Annotated in this window: 20 protein-coding genes, 7 tRNA genes and 1 riboswitch; all 27 genes read right to left on the reverse strand. The window is 50.7% G+C overall.

Going from position 1 to position 22,557, the window contains the following annotated elements; all coding sequences use genetic code 11:
- Positions 1-6: 6 nt before the first annotated feature.
- The 27 genes from DW642_RS06630 to DW642_RS06760 all read right to left on the reverse strand — a co-directional run bounded on the left by DW642_RS06630 (position 7) and on the right by DW642_RS06760 (position 22,460).
- Complete coding sequence (locus DW642_RS06630) at positions 7-720, reverse strand: IMP cyclohydrolase (RefSeq protein ID WP_022463110.1); 714 nt, start codon at positions 718-720, stop codon at positions 7-9.
- A 78-nt stretch (positions 721-798) separates the two neighbouring features.
- A riboswitch (ZMP/ZTP riboswitch) is annotated at positions 799-879 on the reverse strand.
- A gap of 133 nt (positions 880-1,012) precedes the next feature.
- Complete coding sequence (locus DW642_RS06635) at positions 1,013-1,495, reverse strand: acyl-CoA thioesterase (protein WP_117509668.1); 483 nt, start codon at positions 1,493-1,495, stop codon at positions 1,013-1,015.
- A 41-nt stretch (positions 1,496-1,536) separates the two neighbouring features.
- On the reverse strand, positions 1,537-2,814 hold the full coding sequence (locus DW642_RS06640) for an O-acetylhomoserine aminocarboxypropyltransferase/cysteine synthase family protein (protein WP_055227011.1): 1,278 nt from the start codon (positions 2,812-2,814) through the stop codon (positions 1,537-1,539).
- Positions 2,815-2,972: 158 nt separating this feature from the next.
- On the reverse strand, positions 2,973-5,384 hold the full coding sequence (locus tag DW642_RS06645; protein WP_117509669.1) for a ribonucleoside triphosphate reductase: 2,412 nt from the start codon (positions 5,382-5,384) through the stop codon (positions 2,973-2,975).
- Positions 5,385-5,631: 247 nt separating this feature from the next.
- A complete protein-coding gene (gene hflX, locus DW642_RS06650) occupies positions 5,632-6,867 on the reverse strand; it encodes a GTPase HflX (protein WP_117509670.1) in 1,236 nt (411 codons plus the stop codon).
- Between the two features lie 18 nt (positions 6,868-6,885).
- A complete protein-coding gene (locus DW642_RS06655) occupies positions 6,886-7,920 on the reverse strand; it encodes a tetratricopeptide repeat protein (RefSeq protein WP_117509671.1) in 1,035 nt (344 codons plus the stop codon).
- Positions 7,917-9,263 carry a phosphoglucosamine mutase gene (gene glmM, locus DW642_RS06660; RefSeq protein WP_022462134.1) on the reverse strand — a complete coding sequence of 449 codons (1,347 nt, stop codon included), beginning with the start codon at positions 9,261-9,263 and terminating at the stop codon, positions 7,917-7,919. The genes DW642_RS06655 and glmM overlap by 4 nt, the downstream gene beginning before the upstream one ends.
- 104 nt (positions 9,264-9,367) lie before the next feature.
- Positions 9,368-10,288: a nucleotidyltransferase family protein gene (locus DW642_RS06665; RefSeq protein WP_117509672.1), complete on the reverse strand. Its 921-nt coding sequence runs from the start codon at positions 10,286-10,288 to the stop codon at positions 9,368-9,370.
- 92 nt (positions 10,289-10,380) lie between these two features.
- Positions 10,381-11,457 (reverse strand): peptide chain release factor 1, encoded by a 1,077-nt coding sequence (gene prfA / locus DW642_RS06670; protein ID WP_022462136.1) that lies wholly within the window; start codon positions 11,455-11,457, stop codon positions 10,381-10,383.
- Between the two features lie 75 nt (positions 11,458-11,532).
- On the reverse strand, positions 11,533-12,390 hold the full coding sequence (gene prmC / locus DW642_RS06675) for a peptide chain release factor N(5)-glutamine methyltransferase (RefSeq protein WP_055227020.1): 858 nt from the start codon (positions 12,388-12,390) through the stop codon (positions 11,533-11,535).
- Between the two features lie 3 nt (positions 12,391-12,393).
- Positions 12,394-13,377: a DUF1385 domain-containing protein gene (locus tag DW642_RS06680; protein ID WP_117509673.1), complete on the reverse strand. Its 984-nt coding sequence runs from the start codon at positions 13,375-13,377 to the stop codon at positions 12,394-12,396.
- Between the two features lie 104 nt (positions 13,378-13,481).
- Positions 13,482-13,682, reverse strand: a complete 201-nt coding sequence (gene rpmE / locus DW642_RS06685; RefSeq protein WP_022462139.1) for a 50S ribosomal protein L31 — start codon at positions 13,680-13,682, stop codon at positions 13,482-13,484.
- 131 nt (positions 13,683-13,813) lie between these two features.
- Complete coding sequence (rho, locus tag DW642_RS06690) at positions 13,814-15,478, reverse strand: transcription termination factor Rho (RefSeq protein ID WP_055227023.1); 1,665 nt, start codon at positions 15,476-15,478, stop codon at positions 13,814-13,816.
- 133 nt (positions 15,479-15,611) lie between these two features.
- Positions 15,612-15,693, reverse strand: a tRNA-Leu gene (locus DW642_RS06695).
- Positions 15,694-15,763: 70 nt separating this feature from the next.
- Positions 15,764-15,836 (reverse strand) — tRNA-Lys (locus tag DW642_RS06700).
- A gap of 18 nt (positions 15,837-15,854) precedes the next feature.
- Positions 15,855-15,926: transfer RNA gene (locus tag DW642_RS06705), tRNA-Gln, on the reverse strand.
- 20 nt (positions 15,927-15,946) lie between these two features.
- A tRNA-His gene (locus DW642_RS06710) sits at positions 15,947-16,020 on the reverse strand.
- 47 nt (positions 16,021-16,067) lie between these two features.
- A tRNA-Arg gene (locus DW642_RS06715) sits at positions 16,068-16,141 on the reverse strand.
- A gap of 26 nt (positions 16,142-16,167) precedes the next feature.
- Positions 16,168-16,238, reverse strand: a tRNA-Gly gene (locus DW642_RS06720).
- 6 nt (positions 16,239-16,244) lie between these two features.
- Positions 16,245-16,319 (reverse strand) — tRNA-Pro (locus tag DW642_RS06725).
- A 320-nt stretch (positions 16,320-16,639) separates the two neighbouring features.
- On the reverse strand, positions 16,640-17,125 hold the full coding sequence (locus tag DW642_RS06730) for a metallophosphoesterase family protein (protein ID WP_022462627.1): 486 nt from the start codon (positions 17,123-17,125) through the stop codon (positions 16,640-16,642).
- Between the two features lie 14 nt (positions 17,126-17,139).
- The gene (locus DW642_RS06735; protein ID WP_055265815.1) at positions 17,140-17,742 is read right to left on the reverse strand and encodes an XTP/dITP diphosphatase; all 603 of its coding nucleotides are present in this window, start codon (positions 17,740-17,742) and stop codon (positions 17,140-17,142) included.
- Positions 17,743-17,870: 128 nt separating this feature from the next.
- Complete coding sequence (locus tag DW642_RS06740; RefSeq protein WP_117509674.1) at positions 17,871-19,601, reverse strand: carbon starvation CstA family protein; 1,731 nt, start codon at positions 19,599-19,601, stop codon at positions 17,871-17,873.
- Between the two features lie 41 nt (positions 19,602-19,642).
- A complete protein-coding gene (locus DW642_RS06745) occupies positions 19,643-20,167 on the reverse strand; it encodes a hypothetical protein (RefSeq protein ID WP_117509675.1) in 525 nt (174 codons plus the stop codon).
- Between the two features lie 147 nt (positions 20,168-20,314).
- Complete coding sequence (locus DW642_RS06750; RefSeq protein WP_117509676.1) at positions 20,315-21,472, reverse strand: THUMP domain-containing class I SAM-dependent RNA methyltransferase; 1,158 nt, start codon at positions 21,470-21,472, stop codon at positions 20,315-20,317.
- A 16-nt stretch (positions 21,473-21,488) separates the two neighbouring features.
- Positions 21,489-22,031: a phosphodiesterase gene (yfcE, locus tag DW642_RS06755; RefSeq protein WP_117509677.1), complete on the reverse strand. Its 543-nt coding sequence runs from the start codon at positions 22,029-22,031 to the stop codon at positions 21,489-21,491.
- A 111-nt stretch (positions 22,032-22,142) separates the two neighbouring features.
- Positions 22,143-22,460: a rhodanese-like domain-containing protein gene (locus DW642_RS06760; RefSeq protein ID WP_242991139.1), complete on the reverse strand. Its 318-nt coding sequence runs from the start codon at positions 22,458-22,460 to the stop codon at positions 22,143-22,145.
- Positions 22,461-22,557 lie beyond the last annotated feature (97 nt).

Here is a 22,557-nt window from a genome sequence, read left to right on the forward strand (position 1 = left end):
GATTTCTTATTTATTTTTATTCACGATTCTTGTCTCATACTTGCCGGTTGCAATGTCGATATAGCGTGTGAAGAGGGACACCTTGTTGTCCTCGTTTAAGCTGCTCCAGAGCAGTTCGGTGAAAGCATCGATGTCATCCGGAATCTCGACCAGTTTTGGCTCACCCTCAAAGCTTGGCAGCGGATTGCCGTCGTGCATGTAGGTGTGGATGAAATGGCCTTCCCCTGCTACACAGTTATCATAGGAGAAGGTGTAGCGGTTGCACTGGGAAGGATCGCCGTTATTGCTCTTTAAGATCGACATCTGGTAGCCGTACGTTCCGTTCTCTACGTGCATCACACCGGAAATACGAGGAGTGTAGTTCGGTGCATCCGGCTCAAACTCTCTGCTTCTAAGGGATACCTCAAACGTTTTTCCCTGCTCCAGTCCTTCGTATACGGTATCGGTCTGGTCTCCGTTTGTTACGATCGTATCATTTCCCAGAACGCGTACCGGTGCGTAGATGATCAGGCTCGGATCTTCCAGCTTCGACGGATCAAACGCCTGTGTGCGGATTCCCTCACCCTCCTCAACAAAGACACGGTTACGGCTGTTCTGGCTTCTGCCCATAATAAAGTATCCGGCAACGGCTTTTGTGCCGTCTTTGGATCTGCCGATCACAATTCCTCTTCCTGGATATGCATTTCCTTTTAATTCCTGTTCCAGTGATACTTTTTTCATCTTCTGTTCTCCTTTTCAATGTGGCTGGAATGGGATTTTCTGTTTTTGGATAAAAAAACAGACCCACTCCCCCAAGCATTCTTCTGCCCAGACGGTCGGCCTCTTCTCACGCTATACTCCCTGTGGTCATTTCCACTTCCGTCAGTCGTATAACTGCCTTTACCTTAACATGGAAAATCCCGCCTGTCAAGGGACACGGCGGGATTTTTTTTAAATGAAATTTTCAGAATGCACGAAGACAGCTCCGGTAAACGCCCCGGTGGATTCTGCAAATGTGCGGGTAAACGTCAACTTAGAACCCCTCTCTGTGACGCTCTTTTCGCAGTTCATAGCGGCGTTTTCCGCCCTCCCACTCAGCTTCCTGCTCCGGAGATTCCAGAATCAGCCCCGGAACGGGAAGTGCGCGGCCGTTCTCGTCGATGGCCACCATCACCACGTAGGCACGGTTGATCATTTTCCGAATGCCGGTCGCAAGCTCTTCCACGTACGTGTCGACGCGCACCTCCATTGAGGTGCGTCCGACATACGTCATTCTTCCGACCAGCACGACGGTGTCGTTCAGAAAAGCAGGATGCTTGAAGTTCAGATTGTCGATGCACGCGGTGGTGATTTCGTGGCCGCAGTGGCGGCGTCCCACCAGACCGGCAAGCTCATCGATCCACGCGACCAGCTGGCCGCCGAACAGACGGCCATAGCCGTTGATATGGCGGTGCATCAGAAGATACGACTGCTCTGTCTCAGAATCTTTTACGCGTTTCTTTGCCATTTCTTCCATTTTACCAATACGCTCCTTTTCACATCCTGTTTTTTGTATCTTTATACGTTCGCAAGCGCCTGATCAAGGTCTGCAATGATATCGTTCACATCCTCAATGCCGACCGACAGACGGATCAGATCCGGCAGAACACCGGCTTCGATGAGCTGCTGATCGTTCAGCTGGCGGTGGGTATGGCTTGCCGGGTGCAGAACGCAGCTTCTTGCATCGGCAACGTGTGTTACAATTGCTACCATTTTCAGGCCGTTCGTAAAACGCATCGCACCGTCTCTTCCGCCCTTCGGTCCGAAGCAGAGAACGCCGCACGTTCCGTTCGGCATATATTTTTCTGCCAGTGCATGGTATTTGCTGTCTGCAAGGCCTGCGTACTCAACCCACGCTACCTTCGGATGATTTTTCAGGAACTCTGCCACTTTCTCGGCATTTCTGCAGTGGCGCTCCACGCGCAGGTGCAGGGTCTCCAGACCGACATTCGTCAGGAATGCATTCTGCGGGGACTGGCACGCTCCCATATCACGCATCAGCTGTGCGGTTGCTTTTGTGATATACGCTTTTTTACCGAATTTCTGCGTATAAATCACGCCGTGGTACGATTCGTCCGGTGTAGTAAGGCCCGGGAATTTGTCTGCATGCGCATCCCAGTCGAAGTTTCCGGAATCGACAATCGCTCCGCCGAGCGCCATTGCATGGCCGTCCATGTATTTTGTGGTGGAATGGGTGACAATATCTACACCGAACTCGAACGGACGGCAGTTGATCGGGGTTGCAAAGGTGTTGTCGCAGATCATCGGAACGCCGTGCTCATGTGCAAGTTTAACAAACTTGTCAATGTCAAGTACAACACCTGCCGGGTTGGAAATCGTCTCGGCAAAGACAGCTTTGGTGTTCGGCTGGAATGCTTTTTCCAGCTCATCTGCCGGCGCATCCTGGTCCACGAGGGTAGTCTCGATGCCGAATCGTTTTAAGGTAACGGCGAGCAGGTTGGAGGTTCCTCCGTAAACCTTTGCCGCGCAGACAACGTGGTCGCCTGCCTCACAGATATTGGTAACAGCAAGCATCGTTGCCGCCTGGCCGGAAGATGTGAGCATGGCTGCCACGCCGCCCTCCAGATCGCAGATTTTCTGTGCTACGACGTCGTTCGTCGGGTTCTGCAGACGGGAATAGAAATATCCCTCCTCCTCCAGATCGAACAGTTTTCCCATTTCCTCGCTGGTTGCATATTTGAATGTTGTGCTCTGGTAAATCGGAAGTACACGCGGCTCACCGTTTTTCGGCTGCCATCCTCCCTGTACACAGATTGTGTCCTGGCTGTATCCCATAATTTTTCTCCCTTCTGTAAGTGAAACCGGTCCACCGGGCCGATTTCTGCTGTGCTCAGCGCCATAATAATACCCCCACCCGGGATGCCCGGGCGAGGGTATCACTTTTTCCTATTATAACTCTGTTTGTTCTTTCCTGCAACTATATGCGCACAGATTTAGGAGAGATATTCATCCACATATTTCTGGATATTGGAAGCATTCACAATCTTCTGCGCCTGGCCGTCCTCCACAACGAGAAGAGTCGGTGCCTGCATGATGCCGTACTGTGCGGCAAGATCCGGGTGACGCTCTGCGTCGATCACCTCATACTGCTCCTCGGCGAGCATTTCTTTTGCCATTTTGCAGTTCGGGCAGGTGCTTGTCGTGAACAGGTACATGCCGTCTTCCTCGATTTTATCTGCTGCTGCAGCGGCTTTCGGCTCTTCTTTTCCAGCGGCCTGCTCTGCCAGTTTCTCTGCTGCGCCGTACGATTTCATTTTCTGCTCCGGCGATTTGGAGTGGATGATATCATATACAGTTCTGTTCTTGTACTCCTGGCGTTTTCCGTCGTTCCAGTTCTTGACCGGACGGTAATATCCCGTGATACGGCTGTAAACCTCTGCCTCTTTTCCACAGATCGGACATGTAAAGTGCTCGCCGGCGAGATAGCCGTCGTTCGCACAGACAGAATACGTCGGGGACAGCGTGTAGTACGGCAGTTTGTAGTTCTCTGCAATCTTCCGCACAAGGGAAGCTGCTGCTTTCCAGTCCGGCAGTTTTTCGCCAAGGAACGCATGGAATACAGTTCCCGAGGTGTACAGCGTCTGCAGATCATCCTGAATATCAAGCGCAGAGAAAATATCCTCGGTATAGTCCACCGGCAGATGGGAGCTGTTGGTGTAGTACGGGGTATCTCCCTCATGGCCTGCGGTCTTGATATCCGGCCATTTTGCACGGTCGTGTTTTGCCAGACGGTATGCGGTCGACTCCGCCGGAGTTGCCTCAAGGTTGTACAGATCGCCGTACTCCTCCTGGTAATCAGAAAGACGCTCTCTCATATGGTTCAGAACTTCTTTCGTAAACTGCTGTGTCTTCGGATCCTCCAGACCCTTTCCGAGCCATGCGGCATTTAAGCCGGCCTCGTTCATACCGATCAGACCGATGGTTGAGAAGTGGTTCTCAAACGTTCCAAGGTACCGTTTCGTATATGGATACAGTCCCTCGTCCAGGAGGCGGGTAATGACCTCACGTTTCGTCTTTAACGAACGTGCGGCAATATCCATCATATGATCGAGACGGCGGTAGAACTCTTTCTCATCTTTGGACTGATATGCGATACGCGGCATATTGATGGTGACAACGCCGACCGATCCGGTGCTCTCGCCGGAACCGAAGAATCCGCCGGTTTTCTTTCGAAGCTCACGCAGATCCAGGCGGAGACGGCAGCACATGGAGCGCACGTCGCTTGGTTTCATATCGCTGTTGATGTAGTTGGAGAAGTACGGGGTACCGTATTTTGCAGTCATTTCGAACAGCAGACGGTTATTCTCCGTATCGGACCAGTCAAAATCGGATGTGATGGAGTAGGTCGGGATCGGGTACTGGAAGCCTCTTCCGTTGGCATCTCCCTCGATCATCGTCTCGATGAACGCTTTGTTGACCATATCCATCTCTTTTTTACAGTCTTTGTACTTGAAGTCCATCTCCTTACCGCCGACGATCGCCGGAAGCTCCGCGAGGTCATCCGGTACGGTCCAGTCGAGTGTGATGTTGGAGAACGGTGCCTGGCTTCCCCAGCGGCTCGGTGTGTTGACGCCGTAGATAAACGCCTCGATGCACTTCTTCACTTCGCCGTAGCTTAAGTTGTCCACTTTGACGAACGGCGCCAGATACGTATCAAATGAAGAAAATGCCTGCGCACCTGCCCACTCGTTCTGCATAATGCCGAGGAAGTTGACCATCTGGTTGCACAGAACCGAAAGATGTCTTGCCGGAGAAGAAGTAATCTTTCCGTTGATGCCGCCAAGTCCTTCTTTGATGAGCTGTTTTAACGACCATCCTGCACAGTAGCCGGTCAGCATCGACAGGTCGTGGATGTGAATATCCGCGTTGCGGTGTGCCTCGGCGATCTCGTCATCATAAATCTCTGATAACCAGTAGTTGGCTGTGATCGCGCCGGAATTGCTTAAGATCAGACCGCCGACAGAATACGTTACGGTCGAGTTCTCTTTGACACGCCAGTCCTCTACTTTTACGTAGCTGTCTACGATCTCTTTGTAGTCTACGATCGTCGATTTCATGTTGCGGATTTTTTCCCTCTGCTTGCGGTACAGAATGTAAGCTTTTGCCACTTCTGCGTAGCCGCACTGGATCAGCACGTTCTCCACGCTGTCCTGAATTGTCTCCACTGAAATTTTTCCGTCTTTGATCTTGGACTGAAAGTCCGCTGTTACGCGCAGTGCCAGCATCTGAAGCATGTCATCGCTGAACTGCATATCTTTTGCGCCGAATGCTTTTCCAATCGCATCGGTAATCTTTTTCATCTGGAACTCTGCAATCGTTCCGTCTCTCTTTTCTACCTGAAACATGGAATCCCTCCTGTTAATTCAACCGTTTCTGCAAGGCCTTTTTAAGGTTCCACTCTTTGCAGTGTCTGAACCATATGATAGCAGAGCATGTTTCTCCCGTCAATAGTAAAAAGTACCATATCTAGTGTGAAATTTTCTAACATCACTAGATATGGTACTTTTACTTATGTTCTGTCCCTTCCATTTTTCGGCGCTGTACGGCGCTTAAAGGGATGTACTGCCGTTTTTAAGCCCGCTTGCCATACCTCTATACCCTCGGATAGATATCCTTCGGTACATAGGCTTTTACGCGGATGCCCTCCGACAGATATTCCTCTTCAAGCAGAATTCCGTACCCGCGGATCAGCGAAATCGTTCCCGCTTTGTCATACGGATAGAGCCGCTCAATATAAATTTTGCCTTCCATCATCCAGGAGGAAAGTAAATTTTTCAGGTCTTCGAGTCCCTGTCCCGTCTTCGCAGAAACGGCAAGGCTCGCATCTGCCCGAAAATCCTTTACAACAACCGGATCGAAAAGCTTGTCCTGCTTATTCAGCAGGGTGACGATCTTTTTGTCCTCAACTTTCAGTTCCCGCAGCGTATCGTACACGACCTGCATCTGCAGCTCCATCTGCGGATTTGACGTATCCACAACGTGGAGAATATAGTCGGCATACCGTGCTTCCTCCAGCGTACTGCGGAATGCATCGATCAGATGATGTGGCAGCTTATTGATAAATCCAACCGTATCGGTCAGCAGGATTTCCTGTCCATCCGGAAGGGTCAGTGACCGCGTCGTCGTATCCAGCGTGGAAAACAGCATTGCATCTGCCAGAATTTCCGATCCTGTCAGTGCATTTAAAAGACTGCTCTTTCCCGCTGACGTATAGCCTACGAGCGCCGCTACCGGGATTTTGGAACGTTTTCTGCCTTCACGAAGGAGCTCTCTGTGCTGGCGTACTTCCTCAAGCTCACGTTTTAACTGCGTAATACGCGTGCGGATCAGGCGCCGGTCGGTTTCCAGCTTTTTCTCTCCCGGTCCTCTCGTACCGATTCCGCCGCCGAGACGGGAAAGCGATGTGCCAAGGCCGGAAAGTCGGGACGCACGGTACTTTAACTGGGCCAGCTCAACCTGGATTTTACCCTCGCTGCTCACGGCGCGCGCCGCAAAGATATCCAGGATCAAAAGCGTACGGTCCATGATCTTGCATTCCAGTGCTTCCTCCAGCCCTTTTAACTGGATCGAGGAGAGCTCATCGTCGCAGATGATGCCCGTCGCATCGCAGGCGCGCACCAGAATTTTCAATTCCTCTAATTTTCCTTTTCCGATGTACGTTCCCGGATGAATGGCCTCCCGCACCTGCACCAGGCGGCCCTCCACCTTCGCACCGGCGGTGCTGGCCAGTTCCGCCAGCTCGTCGAGCGATTCTTCTGCTTTTGCGCCGCCGTTTTCCTGTACGCCGACCAGAATCACGCGCTCCTGTTCTTCTCTTAAATCAAACAATCCAACTTCCTCCGTCTGTTATCGGTTCTGGAGAAACGTATTTTCCCGCTGCGCCGCGGTGTTTTCCGGGTATGCTGCCAGAAAATCCGCCATCAGCGACTTCGCGGTATCAAAATCCGCCCGTTTTTCATAGGATACAATCTGGTTGAACAGCAGATTTTCCCGGTCGGAATCCTCTGCCGTTTTGAGTCCTTCCTCGATATACGAGAGTGCACTGTCCGTGTCGTTTTCCGCAAGTGCGCAGAGCGCCAGCCCGTTGTTTGCTGCCGCCGCAAAGCCATCTGTCGAAAGATACGAAGAAAACAGTGCTTTCGCCTCATCGTTCTGACCATTGGAAAGGTAAACCTCGCCGAGCATTTCCATCGCCGCGCTGCTGCCGTCTTTCATTGCCTTCGAGAACGCTTTGACCGCCTCGTCCTGCTCCTCCAGATAGTAGTATGCGCAGCCGATGTTATAATAATCCTCGGTCGTTTTCGGCTCAATCTTCACTGCCGCTTCGAGGTAACGGTCTCCGTCCGCCTTCATGCTGCTCTCCTGATACAGCTCGTAAATGTCAAGGCAGAGCTGATAGCTCTCCTTCGTCTCCACTGCCGCATCAAAATCCACCTTCGCCTGCTCGTAATTCTTCTGCAGGAAGTACGCGCGTCCCCTAAGGAACAGCGCATCGGCATCTGCCTTTTCTTCCTGAATATTGGTGCAGATCTCAATGGCTCCGTCCAGATCTCCGGCCTGTACGCAGGTTTCCGCCTCGTAATACATGACATCGCGCGAAAACTCCGCGTCTTTGTGCTTCATGCTCGAAAGACTGCTCTTGAAAGCCTCTTTTGCCTTGTCATACTCCTGGCTTTTCAGATAAGCGATGCCGAGCGACCGGTAGCTCTCCGCCAGTCGGTCGCCTGCCTTTACGGCTCCCTCCAGCATCGCAATCGACGTTACGTAGTCCTTCTGTTCGAGCGCCTCGATGCCCTTTTTATAAAGCTTTGAATTTTTATTTTCACAGCCGCCAAGCATCATTGCCGCCGCCAGAAAAAAGATTACCAGTCTTTTTTTCATTCTGTCACAAGTCCTTCTTTATGCATCACAGAAACAACCTGGTCTACGTATTTTGCACACGTTGCGTCGTCCGGTGCTTCCACCATGACACGGATCACCGGCTCGGTGCCGCTCTCTCTTACGAGGATGCGTCCGTCATCGCCCAGGGCCTCTGCTACGTCTTCTACTGCTTTCTGTACTGCCGGGTTGGCCTTTGCAGCTGCTTTGTTTGCCACGCGGACATTCTTTAAGAGCTGCGGGTAAATCACTACCTCGGCTGTCAGGGTGCTGAGCGGGAGTTTCTTATCTATCAGCACTTCCATCACCATCAGGGAGGTCAGGATTCCGTCACCGGTCGTCGCGTGCTTGCTGAAAATGATGTGGCCGGACTGCTCTCCGCCGAGAGAATAGCCGTTTGCCATCATGTTCTCGCACACGTATTTGTCGCCGACTGCCGTCTTCTCATACCGGATACCGGCGCGGTCACACGCTTTGTAAAGACCGAGGTTTGACATGATCGTGGTCACAATCGTATCTCCGTTTAACTGGCCTTTTTCTTTTAAGTATTTACCGCAGACATACATGATCAGGTCTCCGTCTACCACATTTCCCAGCTCATCGACAGCGATGCAGCGGTCTGCGTCTCCGTCGTAGGCAAATCCGACATCGAGGTGTTTCTCTCTTACATATTTCTGAAGCTCTTCGATGTGGGTGGAACCACAGCCGCAGTTGATGTTTGTTCCGTCCGGCTCGTTGTGGATCACATATGTCTTGGCGCCGATGGCATCAAACACGCTCTTGGCTACGGAAGAGGCACTTCCGTTGGAGCAGTCGAGTCCGACTCTCATGTTTTTAAAGGATTTTGTCGGAATCGAGATCAGGTGTCCAATGTAGCGGTTCCTTCCGGCTGCAAAATCCACGGTACGTCCGATGTCTTCTCTCGTTGCGAACGGGATCTTCGGTGTTCCGTCGTCGATGTAGGCTTCGATCTGCGCTTCGATGTCGGCTTCCAGTTTCTGTCCCAGGCCGTTGATGACTTTGATTCCGTTGTCATAGAACGGGTTGTGGCTGGCGGAGATCATAATTCCGCAGTCAAAGTTTTCGGTACGGACAACATAGGAAACGCTCGGGGTGGTCGTTACGTGCAGCAGATAAGCGTCTGCTCCCGATGCGGTCAGTCCTGCTACCAGCGAATATTCGAACATGTAGCTGGAGCGTCTGGTGTCTTTTCCAATGACGATCTGTGCTTTGTGGTCTTTTCCGAAATACCATCCGAGGAATCTTCCCACTTTATATGCATGCTCAACCGTCAGATCAATGTTTGCTTCCCCGCGAAATCCATCTGTTCCAAAATATTTACCCATGGTATGCTCCTTTCCCCTTTCGGGCAGAAAGCGTGTCTGAAATTTTTTGCAATCATTCAAACACGCTTTTTCTGGTTATTCACTCAAATAACAAAATATCGTAATTAGTCGTACAGCTTCTCGCTGTATACGCCGTCCGCAATCAGTTTGCGGAATGCTTCTGTTACGGAAGCTTTGTCTTCCTGATACGTTACGCCGAACCACTCTGCGTCGGTCGGAAGAACTTTTACTTCTGCTTTTCCTGCGTGCAGCAGCTCGTCGATGTAGATCGGAAGGAGGTACTCGCCTTTTACATCTCCCTCTTTCTGTGCTGAAAGGAATTCAATAAAGCCTTTCTCCAGAAGATCAATGAACTCCGGCTGCAGTCCCCACATGTTCATGGAAACAAGGGAGTTTTTGCCGATCGGATCAACCGTTCCGTCTTCTTTTTCAACGCCTGCGCCCTCTGCGGTCTTTACGATGTTTTTCGTCTCGTTGACACCGGTCAGGTTTCCGTTTTCATCAACGACGCAGACACCTCTTGTAACACCGCCGTTGTCACTTAAGGTGTTTCCAAGCACGAATCCTGCCATGGAGATCGGCATAACTTCATCCACATCATGCTCCTGTACGAGGTAGTCGTGCAGTTTTACGAACGGATCTTTTCCGTAATAGTCATCAGCATTGATAACAGCAAACGGCTCTTTTACAAGACCTTTGCAGGCAAGAACGGCCTGGCCGGTTCCCCACGGTTTGGTACGGCCTTCCGGTTTTGCAAAGCCTGCCGGCAGATCATCGAGCTCCTGGAATGCATATTCCACCTCTGTGATTTTGCTGATGCGGTTGCCGATGACTTCCTTGAAATCTTTCTCCAGATCCTTGCGGATGATGAAGACTACTTTGTTGAAGCCGGCTTCCAGTGCATCGTGGATGGAATAATCCATGATGATCTCCCCGTTTGGTCCTACTGGCTCAAGCTGTTTGATTCCCTTTCCAAATCTGCTGCCGATTCCGGCTGCCATGATCACAAGTGCTGTTTTCTTCATAGCGTTTTCCCTTTCTCTTTTCCCCTTTTTTCTCTTGTTTATTCTATCAACAATCGATCCTGTAGACCAATCGTGATTCGCAGCGTTTATTATTATGCTTCTTCCTGCATGCTGCTCAGCTTTGCGGCCTGATCGGCTGCAATCAGACTGTCGATGATTTCATCCAGATCGCCGTTCATGATGGCGTCCAGTTTGTATAAGGTCAGTTTGATTCTGTGATCCGTCACACGTCCCTGCGGGAAGTTGTACGTACGGATCTTCTCAGAGCGGTCTCCCGTTCCGACCTGGCTCTTTCGAAGCTCGGCCATCTCATCGTGCTGTTTCTGCTGCTCTAAGTCATACAGACGGGCACGCAGAATCTTCAGTGCCTTGTCCTTATTCTTTAACTGTGATTTCTCATCCTGGCAGGAAATGACAATGCCGCTCGGGAAGTGGGTCAGACGGACTGCTGAGTCGGTCGTATTGACACACTGGCCGCCGTTTCCGGAAGCACGGAATACATCGAATTTGTAATCTTTCGGGTCGATCTGTACTTCGACGTCGTCCACCTCCGGCATGATCGCTACGGTCATGGTTGAGGTATGGATTCTTCCGCCGGACTCGGTTTCCGGCACACGCTGTACGCGGTGTGTGCCGCTCTCGTACTTCATCCGGGAGTACGCGCCTGCTCCGTTGATCAGAAGTGTTGCGTCTTTAAAGCCGCCGATTCCGTTTTCATCGGCGCTGGTCAGCTCTGTTTTCCAGCCGCGGCTCTCTGCGTATTTGATGTACATACGGCAGATTTCTGCGGTAAAGAGTGCCGCCTCGTCTCCGCCGGCACCTGCGCGGAACTCTACGATAACGTTCTTGTCATCGTTCGGGTCTTTCGGCAGAAGCAGGACTTTGAGTTCCTGCTCCAGCTCCTCTACGCGTTTTTTCGCATCGGAGAGCTCTTCTTTCAGCATTTCGCGCATCTCTTCGTCGGATTCCTCCTCGAGAAGCATCAGGCTCTCTTCAATGGTCTGTTTCTGTGTTTTATAGTCCTTATATGCGTCTGCGATCGGCTGGAGTTCTGCCTGCTCCTTCATCAGCTTCTGGAACTTCGCCGCATCGGCAGCGACGTCCGGCTCGCTTAACTGATTCAGTACCTCCTCGAGACGCATGAGGATATCATCAAGTTTATCAAACATAAAATGACTGCTCCTTTTTGCTGTTTTCGTCTGTTTATGATGTCATTATGGTGTCAAAATTAAAATTCATTTCTGTCAGGGTTTTTTGTGCCAGATACCGGTCACCACGCGGTCCAGGCCTGCCAGATCTTTCAGAACCTGTACATCGGCAAAGCCGTGGGTTTCCATCAGCTCCCGCACTTCATCTCCCTGATCATATCCAATTTCAAAACAGAGCTTTCCGCCCTCTTTTAAATAGCTTCCTGCCTGCTCTGTAATCTTCCGGTAAAAGACAAGACCGTCCGCACTGCCGTCGAGTGCCATCCGCGGCTCATGGTCGCGCACCTCCGGCATCAGCGTTTCAATCACATCCGTGCGGATATACGGCGGATTGCTTGCGATCACATCGAAGGTTCCCTCGATGTTTTCAAATAAGTTGCTCTTTACGAACGATGCCCGTCCGCCCACCTGTGCGCCGTTCTTTTCCGCAACCTGTAAGGCTTTCTCGGAGAGATCCGCGCCGATTCCCGTGCAGTCCTCTCTCGTTACAAGAAGCGATATGAGAATGCATCCCGAACCGGTGCAGAGATCGAGAATCCGTGCATCTTTTGGAAGGCCGCGGAGCGCTTCCTCCACAAGAATCTCGGTGTCCTGCCGCGGAATCAGTACATGCTCATTCACAAAAAAAGGGATTCCGTAGAACCACGCCTCTCCGGTCAGCTGCTGCAGCGGAATGTGTTCGCCGCGCTTTCTGACCAGCGCTTCGTACTGCTCCTGCTGTTCTTTTGGCATTTCATCTTCACTGTGTACAAAGTAGGTGCTGTGGCTGATCCCGCAGACATGCTCCAGTAAAAGCCATGCGTCCTGCCGGGCTTCCTCCACCCCCTGCTTTTGTAAGTACAGAATAGCGGATTCCAGTGCAGATTTCAAGTTTTTTCTATCGTGCACACTCATCGGTCACGGCTCCTCATGTTCTTTCTTTTCGGTTTTGGCCGGGTACGTATAACCAAAGTTTTCGTTCAGGTACGCTCTCCAGTCAAACACAGCCTCCACAGCGGCGATCGCAACCTCTGCCATCTCGGCATCCGGCTCGCGCGTCGTCAGGCGCTGCAGCATCAGGCCCGGTTTACTGATCAGGTTGACCAGTTTATTGTCACTTTTTCCCGCCAGGCGGATAATTTCATACGAAACGCCCGCGATCACCGGAATGAGAAGCAGGCGGATCACAATTTTCAGCAGCGGGGAATCGACCCGGATGAACATGAAAAAGATGATGCTGATGACGATGACGTACATCAGAAAGCTCGTTCCGCAGCGCTTGTGCTCCCGGGAACTCTTTAAGACGTTTTCCACGTTCAGTTCCAGACCGTGCTCAACGCAGTTGATGCATTTATGCTCGGCGCCGTGGTACATGAACACGCGCTGAATGTCTTCCATACGGGAAATGGCTGCCAGATAGCCGAGGAACAGTGCCACACGCACAAAGGCCTCTGCCACCGCGGTCAGTGTCGTTCCGGCTCCCGCTTTGTGCAGCAGTTCGGACAGGAAGTACGGCACCATCAGAAAGAGAACGACGGCGATGACAACGGAAAATGTGACGGTTCCGTACATCATCAGCTTGTCTGTCTTTTCTTTTTTCGCTTTCTGCTGCTCCTCTTCCTCTTTCGTCGCCGGCTTTTTCTTTTCCTCCTCCTCGTCCTCATAGAACGAAGCGGAGTACATAAGGGAACTCATGCCGACGATCATCGAATCGGCAAAGCTGAAGACACCGCGCAGAATCGGAACTTTTAAAAGCCCCTTGTGCTTTGTCAGCGGCTTGTGCTGCTCTACTTTAACCTCAATCTCCCCGTCCGGCCGGCGTACTGCGACGGAATAGCGGTCCTTGTTCATCATCATGACGCCTTCCATCACGGCCTGGCCGCCAATATTGGATGATTTCATAATTTACGTTTACCTCCTCAAAGGGGATTTTCTGCATCCGTAACGCAAGAACGGGCTGAGATCTTCCAACCTCAGCCCGTTTTTCATCTTGCTTGATTCAATTCTTATTTCATGCCGTATTTCTTGTTGAACTTCTCGATACGTCCACGAGCTGCAGCAGCTTTCTGCTGGCCAGTGTAGAACGGATGGCATTTAGAACAGATCTCAACATGGATCTCTTTCTTGGTAGAACCTGTTACGAAAGTATTTCCGCAGTTGCAGGTAACAGTTGCCTGATGGTATTCTGGATGGATTCCTTCTCTCATTTTATTCACCTCTTCTTAATATTGTTATCTTCTCAGATTTACTCTGATGATTTCGTATTTCAGGCTGACAAAATCTCATCAACCTTGCACAGCTTTCTCATTGTATCACACAATTTTGAAAATTGCAAGCCTTATACTATTTTTTGTTTCTTTAAAATTTGAATCAGTTCGCCGTTGTTTCTGGTGCGGGCAAACATGTTCAGAATATTTTCCACGGCTTCCTCGGATTTCATGCCGTTTAATGCCTTCCGCATATTGTAAACGGCCTCCTGCTCATCCGGTGTCAGAAGCAGATCTTCTCTTCTTGTTCCCGATTTGGCTATGTCGATGGCCGGGAAGACGCGGCGTTCCTGCAGTTTCCGGTCGAGCACGAGTTCCATGTTTCCGGTGCCTTTGAATTCCTCGTAAACGACATCGTCCATCTTGCTTCCGGTGTCCACAAGCGCCGTTGCAAGAATCGTCAGGCTTCCGCCCTCGCGCATGTTTCTGGCCGCGCCGAAGAACCGTTTCGGCATGTAGAGTGCTGCCGGATCGAGACCGCCGGAAAGGGTACGGCCGCTCGGCGGAACGGTCAGGTTGTAAGCTCTGGCGAGACGTGTGATGCTGTCGATGAAGATCGTAACGTCTTTTTTACTCTCCACAAGACGTTTCGCGCGCTCAATGACCATCTCGGACACGCGTTTGTGGTGCTCCGGCTGCTCATCGAAGGTGGAATAGATGACTTCCACATTCGATCCCTGAATCGCTTCTTTAATGTCGGTGACCTCCTCCGGACGCTCGTCGATCAGAAGGATGATCAGATACATCTCTGGGTTGTTCCGCAGGATGGATTTTGCCGCATCCTTCAAAAGCGTCGTTTTTCCGGCTTTCGGCGGGGAGACGATCATGCCTCGCTGGCCTTTTCCGATCGGACTTACAAGATCCACGATCCGCATCGCCATGCTTCCGCCCGGGCGCTCAAGGCGCAGCCGCTCATCCGGGAAGACCGGTGTCATATCTTCGAAATTGCCGCGGCGCATGATCTGGTCGAGCGGCAGATTGTTGACGCTCTTTAAGTATAAAAGGGCGCTGAATTTTTCGGTTGCGGACTTTACTCTCGTGTTTCCGCGGATGATATCTCCCGTTTTCAGTCCGAAACGGCGGATCTGGGACGGAGAAACGTAGACATCGCTGTCGCCCGGCATATAGTTGTCGGAGCGGATAAATCCAAATCCGTCCGGCATGACCTCGAGGATGCCGCAGGCCTCCTGGCCGCTGTCGAGCGTGCTGGTTTCCTGACGCGGTTCCTGTCTCGTCTCTGGTCTTGCTTCCTGACGCAGCGGCTCCTGTCTCATTTCCTGCCCTGCTTCCTGACGCGGCTCCTGTCTTTGCTCTTCCTCACGGTTATTCTGATTATAATTCCGTGGTTCCTGAAATCTACGCTCATTGAAACGCGGCGCTCTTGGACGGTACTCCTGGCGCTCTCCGTTTTCACTGCGCTCTTCCCGGCGGACATACCGCGGTCTCTGGTACGGGCGCGCGGTGCCGTTTTCCGAGGTTTCCCGATTCTGGCGCTCCATACCGTCCTCCCGCTTTTCCTGCGGTTCCTGATTCTGATCCTGTACAGTTTCCGTCTTTTTTTCCTCTTTTAGAACCGCCGGCTCTTCCATGTTTTTCTGGTTTTCTTTCTGATCTTCTTCCAGCATCCGCTCAATCAGCGCTTCTTTCCGCAGGGTGGAAATCCCCTTCATGTTTCTGGATTTTGCCAGCGCTTTCAGCATGCTCAAAGGCAATGACTCATACTTTTCTCTTGTCATACCATTTTTCCTCTATCTATTCTCTATTTGATTTTCGGTTCTGTTTGGAGTTTTTAAGATATTTGATGCGCGAATATTTTTGCTGCAATTATTTAGAATCTGATTTTTGTCATTTTACTGCTGTGGATTTTTCTGCGGTTAGTGGGACTCGAACCCACACGCCGAAAGGCACAGGAACCTAAATCCTGCACGTCTGCCAATTCCGTCATAACCGCATATTATTTTTTCGAGAAAAAGAAAAATCCCATAGAAAACCTCCATGGGCGTTTTCTACGGGTTATTTAGTGAAGCATCGGGGATTCGAACCCCGGACAACTTGATTAAAAGTCAAGTGCTCTACCGACTGAGCTAATGCTCCGTATACTTTTGCATCCAACTGGGCTAGCTGGATTCGAACCAGCGAATGCAGCAGTCAAAGTGCTGTGCCTTACCGCTTGGCGATAGCCCAATGTTTCGCCTTGCTGGCAGGGTGGATAAAGGGATTCGAACCCTTGGCCTCCAGAGCCACAATCTGGCGCGCTAACCAACTGCGCTATACCCACCATAATTACGACTTACAGTCTTTTTTCACTATTTAATTTTAGTGAAGCGTGCTTGGAGGGATTCGAACCCCCGACCCACGGCTTAGAAGGCCGTTGCTCTATCCAACTGAGCTACAAGCACACAGCTTCTACAAAATCGTAGCAGCAAGCGGGTGATGGGAATCGAACCCACGTATCCAGCTTGGAAGGCTGGTGTTCTACCATTGAACTACACCCGCACGACATCGGGGTGACAGGATTCGAACCTGCGACCTCCTGGTCCCAAACCAGGCGCTCTAGCCAAGCTGAGCCACACCCCGTAAACAAGGTTTCCCGATTTGCGTTTAACCCTTTCGCGCTCGACGCAAGATTTATTATATTACATTGTTTTCGGTTTGTCAACACTTTTTTTCATTTTTTTCAAAATGTTTTTTGTGTTGTTTTGCTCTCACCGGACAACAAAGAGATCTTATCATATCTTTTCTCATCTGTCAACACCTAAATTGTATTTTTTTGACAAACTTTTTAAGGATTAGTCAGAACCTGCTCCGGTACTACCCTGTTTTCTTTGGAATAGTCATGTTAGTTGCGATAATTCATTCGATTTTGGGCTGTTCTCCGCCCTTTTTCGACCCGTTTTTTAATCCAGATACTTGATTTCCACCGAAAGCTCATGCTCTTCGTTGATCGTCAGCATGGCATAGCTTGGTTTTCTTCCCATCTGACGCGGATACGTGAGGCTGCCTGGATTGACAATCCAGAGATTTCCACGCTTTTCTGCGACCGGCCGGTGCGTATGGCCGAACAGTACGATATCCACACCCCTGGAAAGCGCCTCCGCATAGATTCCCTCCAGGCCGAGCGATACGCCGTAGTTATGACCGTGTGTGATAAAGGCACGGTAATCATCAATGTTCACCTGAATCTCCGCCGGGAGGTTTGAAAACCAGTCGTTATTTCCCATGACCATATAGCACGGGCCGTTTACCTTGGATTTGATCAGGTCATCCATCCCTTCCACGTCACCGCAGTGGATCATGCCGTCGAACTCCTCACGTTCCATGGCCTCCTCGAGGTTATACATCCGTCCATGGGTATCGCTCACTATCAGAAATTTCATACTCATTCTCTTCCCTCTTCTTATTTCAAATATGATGCAATCTGTTCTTTCATCGCCGCCAGTGCTTTTCCTCTGTGGCTGACTGCGTTTTTCTCTTCCGGAGAAAGTTCTGCGGTCGTGCGGCTCATATCCGGCAGATAGAAAATCGGGTCATAGCCAAAACCGTTCTCCCCGCGTTCCTCGTAACCGATTTTTCCCTCGATCGTTCCTTTGGTGGTACAGACTGTTCCATCCGGGAAGGCGGCTGCAATCACACAGACGAATCGTGCCGTTCTTTTTTCCACCGGCACGCCCTCCAGGCGGTCAACGAGGCTCTGATTTTTGATGCGGTAGGACGTATCCTCTCCCATATATCTTGCCGAATAGACACCAGGCTCGCCGTTTAAGGCATCCACTTCCAGACCGGAGTCATCCGCCAGCACGATCGTGCCGCCGTCTGTGCATCCGGCAACGGTCTGTGCTTTGATTTTTGCATTCTCCTCAAAGGTTTTGCCGTTCTCATCGATCTCGACCGAAATGCCGGCTTCTTTCATCGAATAAATTTCCACCGGCAGATCCGCAAGGATTTCACGGATTTCTTTCATTTTGCCGGCATTTCCTGTTGCAAATACAATTTTTTTCATAACCGTTTTCCTTCTTTCACGCTGAAATAACTTGCGATCATTATACCGTATGTGTGACGCAAACACAAGAACCCTGTCACAAAAAAAGACCCCCGTTTTATCCGGGAGCCTTTTTTTGTAATCACACATTATTTTGCTTTTTTCTGATTTGCCAGAGTCTTGAATCCATCGAAAGCCAGGATCAGCGCCAGGATGACAAGCAGGCCTGCCAGCACGATACGTGCTACGCACCAGCCGATGCCAACGCCTGCGCCAAGGCCCTTGAAGTTTGCGATCAGGGTCTGTACAAGGGATGTGATGGTTACGATCAGCATGAATACCATCGGGAACAGGAACATTTTGTTGTTTTTGCCGACTTTTCCGAGCCAGGTGGCAACAGCAAGAAGTCCGATGGCTGCCAGCAGCTGGTTGGATGCACCGAACAGCGGCCAGATTTTGGAATAACCGGTCAGGCCAAGGCCGATGCCGAGTACTACGGTGATAACGGTTGATACAACCGGATTGGTCAGAACGGCTTTGTAGCCGTTTGCCTCTTTGTAAGTCTGTCCCGGCTCAAGCCAGAACTCCTGGAACATGTATCTTGCCAGACGGGTTGCGGTATCCAGAGAAGTCAGGCAGAATACCGATACAGTCAGAACCAGCAGAGAGTACAGTACATGGGTCGATCCGCCAAGTCCCGGAATGGTTGCTACCATCTCGGAGATACCGGTTGCAAATACAGCGGTCGGAACAACGGTGGTTCCGTCTGCGTATCTGGACCAGATGTAGCCGACTGCACACAGAGATACGATTGCAAGTGCACACTCAATCAGCATACCGCCGTATGCGATCGGGCGGGCATTTTTCTCATTGTCAAGCTGTTTCGATGTAGTTCCTGAACCAACGAGTGAGTGGAATCCGGAAATTGCACCGCAGGCAATCGTTACGAACAGTGCCGGGAACATAAATCCAAGAGAGCTTCCGGTCGGAGCCAGCGTATCTTTGAAACCGGTGAAAGCCGGGATATCAAGGGATGCATGGCCCATCAGGGCACTTCCGATGACACCGACAACGGCTACGATCATCATAAAGTACAGAAGGAAGGAGCTTAAGTAGTCACGCGGCTGAAGCAGAATCCAGACCGGTGCAACGGAAGCTACTGTGATATAGATACCAACAATCACCATCCATGCTGTCTCGGAGAGATAGATCGGATGGAAGTTTACGCCAACAACTACGCAGACAACGATTGCTGCAATGCCTGCGATGGTAGAAACGCCAAGAGATACATTTCTTCTGTATACCATGAAGCCGAACACAACGGCAAGTACGATAAACAGAATGGAAATCATAGCCGTTGTTGCATTGGCGGAGCTTGCTGCCACATCGACAGCGCCGCTCTCGGTATAGGTCGCTTTAAAGGTGTTTGCAACGATGGAACCGAATGCTGCGACAACGAGAATCAAGGTCAGGTAAGCAAATACAATAAAGAGTTTTTTCGCTTTGCTTCCCATCGTGTCTGCGATAACCTCACCGATAGACTGTCCTTTGTGGCGCAGGGACGCAAACAGTGCGCCGTAATCGTGAACGCCTCCAAAGAAAATACCGCCGATGAGTACCCATAAAAGAACCGGAACCCATCCAAAGACAGCTGCCTGAATCGGTCCGTTGATCGGGCCTGCGCCTGCGATGGACGAGAAATGATGTCCCATTAAGACCGGAGCTTTTGCCGGAACATAGTCCACACCGTCTTCCTCGGTGAACGCAGGGGTTTTCCGTTTCGGATCGACACCCCACTGCTCGGCAAGCCATTTTCCGTAGAATACGTATCCGGCGATCAGAATGCCGATTCCGATAACCAGTACAAGAATACTATTCATTTGTTTTTCCTCCCTCTTTTGGTAGAATATTTTATAGATAACTAAGACCGGAACATCTTAGCGTATCCCTTTACCAATTCCCAGGCCGCCCGGTTTCCGAATACTTTCTGTTCCGCCGTATCAAAAACAAGAAGCCGAACCTGACAGTAACCCCGCAGAGAAAACCGATAGTTTTTATAATACCTGTACTTTCGGATTTTCTTTTTTACGCTGTCTGCAACCGGTTTGTCCGCAAAAAAAATACCGGTCACCAATGTGTACATGTGGTCGGTATCCGGTACTTCCTTCCCTTCTCGAACCACCTTTGGCTCTATCCATTCTGTCAGATCCGTCAGAAATATTTCGACGTCCTGTTCGTTCAGTTCTTCCACCGCTTTAAAATACGCGTGTTCATGGCAGCTGATCCTCCACAGCTCTGCTTTCTTTGAGAGTACGTATTTCGCTCCGCTCTCGTGGTAGCTTGCACAGGCATCGTAGATATGGCCGTTTACTTCGGACGGCTTTACGATATCGTAGCTTCTCTCATAGGAATGCAGCAGTCTGTCTCTGATCTCCTGTCCGTTCATGGTTTCCTCCGCTTGATGAAAAAATTTCGCATGAGGACAGTTTAGCACAGTAACGCATTATTTTCAAGAAAATATGAGATTTTCCTAAAATTTTTATCACTAAAAAGAAGCAGCGCCGAAAATCATTCGGCACTGCTTCTTTTTGTATTATTTCTGCTCTTTTTCCCGGCGCGGCGGCTTCGGTCCGGCGTACTGGTAAAAGTAGGTTTTCAGCATTCCATTGTAAATCTTACGGTTCTTGTCCGCCTTTTTGCCGAGATACCGCTCGGCGTCCTCGTAGCTCGTAATCAGGTACATCGACCAGGAATCGAGTGCACGGTACCGCTCTCCTAAGGTCTGATACAGGGCCGGAAGATCTTTTTTATCCTCCAGTCGTTCACCATATGGCGGGTTCGTAATCAAAAAACCGTATTTTTTCGGGTGTGACAGTTCGGCAACCGGGCGCTGCTGGAAATGGATCAGATGGTCCACACCGGCCAGTTTTGCATTTTCACGCGCGCTCTTAATCACATCGCCATCGATGTCAAAGCCCTGAATATCCGTCTCTGCATCATTCCGGATCCGATAGCGGGCATCCTCTGCGGCATCCATCCAGCATTTTTTCGGTACGAGATGGTTCCACTGCTCCGCAAGGAAGGATCGGTTGAGTCCCGGCGCAATGTCAGCTGCCATCATCGCCGCCTCGATCGGGAAGGTACCGCTTCCGCAGAACGGATCGACGAGAATCCGGTCCCCTTTCCACGGTGTCAGCATGATGAGCGCAGCCGCAAGTGTCTCGGTGATCGGCGCTTTGGCTGTCAGTTTCCGGTATCCTCTCTTATGAAGGGAAACGCCGGAAGTATCCAGTCCGATCGTGACTTCATCTTTTAAGATCGAAACACGGATCGGGTACTGTGCACCATCCTCCGGGAACCACTCCATGTGGTATACCTGTTTTAAACGCTCTACAATCGCTTTTTTCATGATCGACTGGATATCGGACGGGCTGAACAACTTACTCTTGATGGAGTTTGCCTTTGTTACCCAGAATTTTCCGTTTTTCGGGATGAATTTTTCCCACGGAAGTGCTTTTGTCGCCTCAAAAAGTTCATCGTACGTCTCGGCATGGACCTGCCCTACTTTCAGCAGAATACGCTCGGTCGTACGAAGGAACAGGTTGGCGTAGGCGATTCCCTCTGCATCTGCCAGAAACGTTACTTTTCCGTCTTCGACACACTCGATTTCATAGCCGAGATCGAGAATTTCACGTTTCATCACCGCCTCCAGGCCAAAGTGGCACGGGGCAATCAGTTCATATAATTCCATACTCTCCCGTCCCCTCTTATAATGTGAGCTGTTTTACGACCGTGCCGTCAAAACCTTTGATCGTAAACACGCCGTCCTCGAGAATCGCATACGTTGGGATATTTCCTTCTTTCGGCAGCGATACGGAACCCGGGTTCAGGAAGGTATGTGCGCCTTTTTTCTCTGCGCGCAGGACATGCGTATGGCCGTACAGGAAAATATCTCCATCCATCAAAGGCGGCAGATTCTGCTCGTTGTAGATGTGTCCATGACTCATATAGAACGTGTGGCCTCCCTCGATCAGAAGCCCGTAATCTGCCAGAACCGGGAACTCCAGCACCATCTGGTCTACTTCTGCGTCACAGTTTCCTCGTACATTGGTGAGGTACTGTTTTTTCTCATTCAGCATGGCAATAACCTGTTTTGGCGCATACTCTTTCGGAAGATCGTTTCTTGGCCCGTGATAGAGAAGGTCTCCTAACAGAAACAGGCGGCTTGCGCCCTCTGCCTCGAAAGCTTCCAGCATTTTTCTGCAGTAATAGGCAGAACCGTGAATATCGGATGCAAACATGTATTTCATATCTTTATCTCACTTTCGTTTTGTGTTTTCGATTATTTTTCTTTCTGTTTCATCTTACCGTATCTTTTCCCGCTTGACAAGAAGAAATGTTGCGGTACCTCTGTCGTTCCATCACAATTCTTCGCCCATCACCAGATACTTTCCACGGTATGCATGCATTCCGCCGATGACCGTTTTTACCTCGTATCCGTTCTCCGCCAGCCGCTTTCCCTCCGCCATGCTCGCAGCGCCCCGTTCACAGCAGATAACAAGAATTTTGTCCCGTGGAAGACAGACCCGTTCGAGCAGGTGGTCGTAAGGAAGATTCACAGCTCCTTTGACATGCCCTTTTTCGTATTCCCGCCGGTTCCGCACATCGATAATCATTGCCCACGGTTTTCCCACGTACCAGTCCAGCTGATCTGCCGCCAGCAGTGTCATGCCTGCCATATCCTGGTCCCCCTCTCCGGATCCTGACTTTCTCTCCTGTTTTATATGTATGCAGAAACCGGCGGCAGAGTCCGCATCGAACCTGCCGCCGGCTTTT

The sequence above is a fragment of the Blautia sp. AM23-13AC genome (assembly GCF_003435675.1).
GTDB classification, from domain to species: Bacteria; Bacillota; Clostridia; order Lachnospirales; family Lachnospiraceae; genus Fusicatenibacter; species Fusicatenibacter saccharivorans.

Coding starts and splice junctions, on each gene's coding strand:
- DW642_RS06645 (WP_117509669.1), bottom strand. CDS start 5,384: ATGTTTCAGGTAGAAAAGAGAGACGGAACGATTGCAGAGTTCCAGATG.
- DW642_RS06640 (WP_055227011.1), bottom strand. CDS start 2,814: ATGGGATACAGCCAGGACACAATCTGTGTACAGGGAGGATGGCAGCCG.
- rpmE (WP_022462139.1), bottom strand. CDS start 13,682: ATGAGAGAAGGAATCCATCCAGAATACCATCAGGCAACTGTTACCTGC.
- glmM (WP_022462134.1), bottom strand. CDS start 9,263: ATGGGTAAATATTTTGGAACAGATGGATTTCGCGGGGAAGCAAACATT.
- DW642_RS06745 (WP_117509675.1), bottom strand. CDS start 20,167: ATGAACGGACAGGAGATCAGAGACAGACTGCTGCATTCCTATGAGAGA.
- prfA (WP_022462136.1), bottom strand. CDS start 11,457: ATGTTTGATAAACTTGATGATATCCTCATGCGTCTCGAGGAGGTACTG.
- DW642_RS06680 (WP_117509673.1), bottom strand. CDS start 13,377: ATGAAATCATCCAATATTGGCGGCCAGGCCGTGATGGAAGGCGTCATG.
- DW642_RS06760 (WP_242991139.1), bottom strand. CDS start 22,460: ATGGCAGGCATGACACTGCTGGCGGCAGATCAGCTGGACTGGTACGTG.
- DW642_RS06735 (WP_055265815.1), bottom strand. CDS start 17,742: ATGAAAAAAATTGTATTTGCAACAGGAAATGCCGGCAAAATGAAAGAA.
- DW642_RS06740 (WP_117509674.1), bottom strand. CDS start 19,601: ATGAATAGTATTCTTGTACTGGTTATCGGAATCGGCATTCTGATCGCC.
- DW642_RS06635 (WP_117509668.1), bottom strand. CDS start 1,495: ATGGAAGAAATGGCAAAGAAACGCGTAAAAGATTCTGAGACAGAGCAG.
- yfcE (WP_117509677.1), bottom strand. CDS start 22,031: ATGAAATACATGTTTGCATCCGATATTCACGGTTCTGCCTATTACTGC.
- rho (WP_055227023.1), bottom strand. CDS start 15,478: ATGACAAGAGAAAAGTATGAGTCATTGCCTTTGAGCATGCTGAAAGCG.
- DW642_RS06630 (WP_022463110.1), bottom strand. CDS start 720: ATGAAAAAAGTATCACTGGAACAGGAATTAAAAGGAAATGCATATCCA.
- DW642_RS06665 (WP_117509672.1), bottom strand. CDS start 10,288: ATGAAGAAAACAGCACTTGTGATCATGGCAGCCGGAATCGGCAGCAGA.
- DW642_RS06750 (WP_117509676.1), bottom strand. CDS start 21,472: ATGGAATTATATGAACTGATTGCCCCGTGCCACTTTGGCCTGGAGGCG.
- DW642_RS06655 (WP_117509671.1), bottom strand. CDS start 7,920: ATGAAAAAAAGACTGGTAATCTTTTTTCTGGCGGCGGCAATGATGCTT.
- DW642_RS06730 (WP_022462627.1), bottom strand. CDS start 17,125: ATGAGTATGAAATTTCTGATAGTGAGCGATACCCATGGACGGATGTAT.
- prmC (WP_055227020.1), bottom strand. CDS start 12,390: ATGAGTGTGCACGATAGAAAAAACTTGAAATCTGCACTGGAATCCGCT.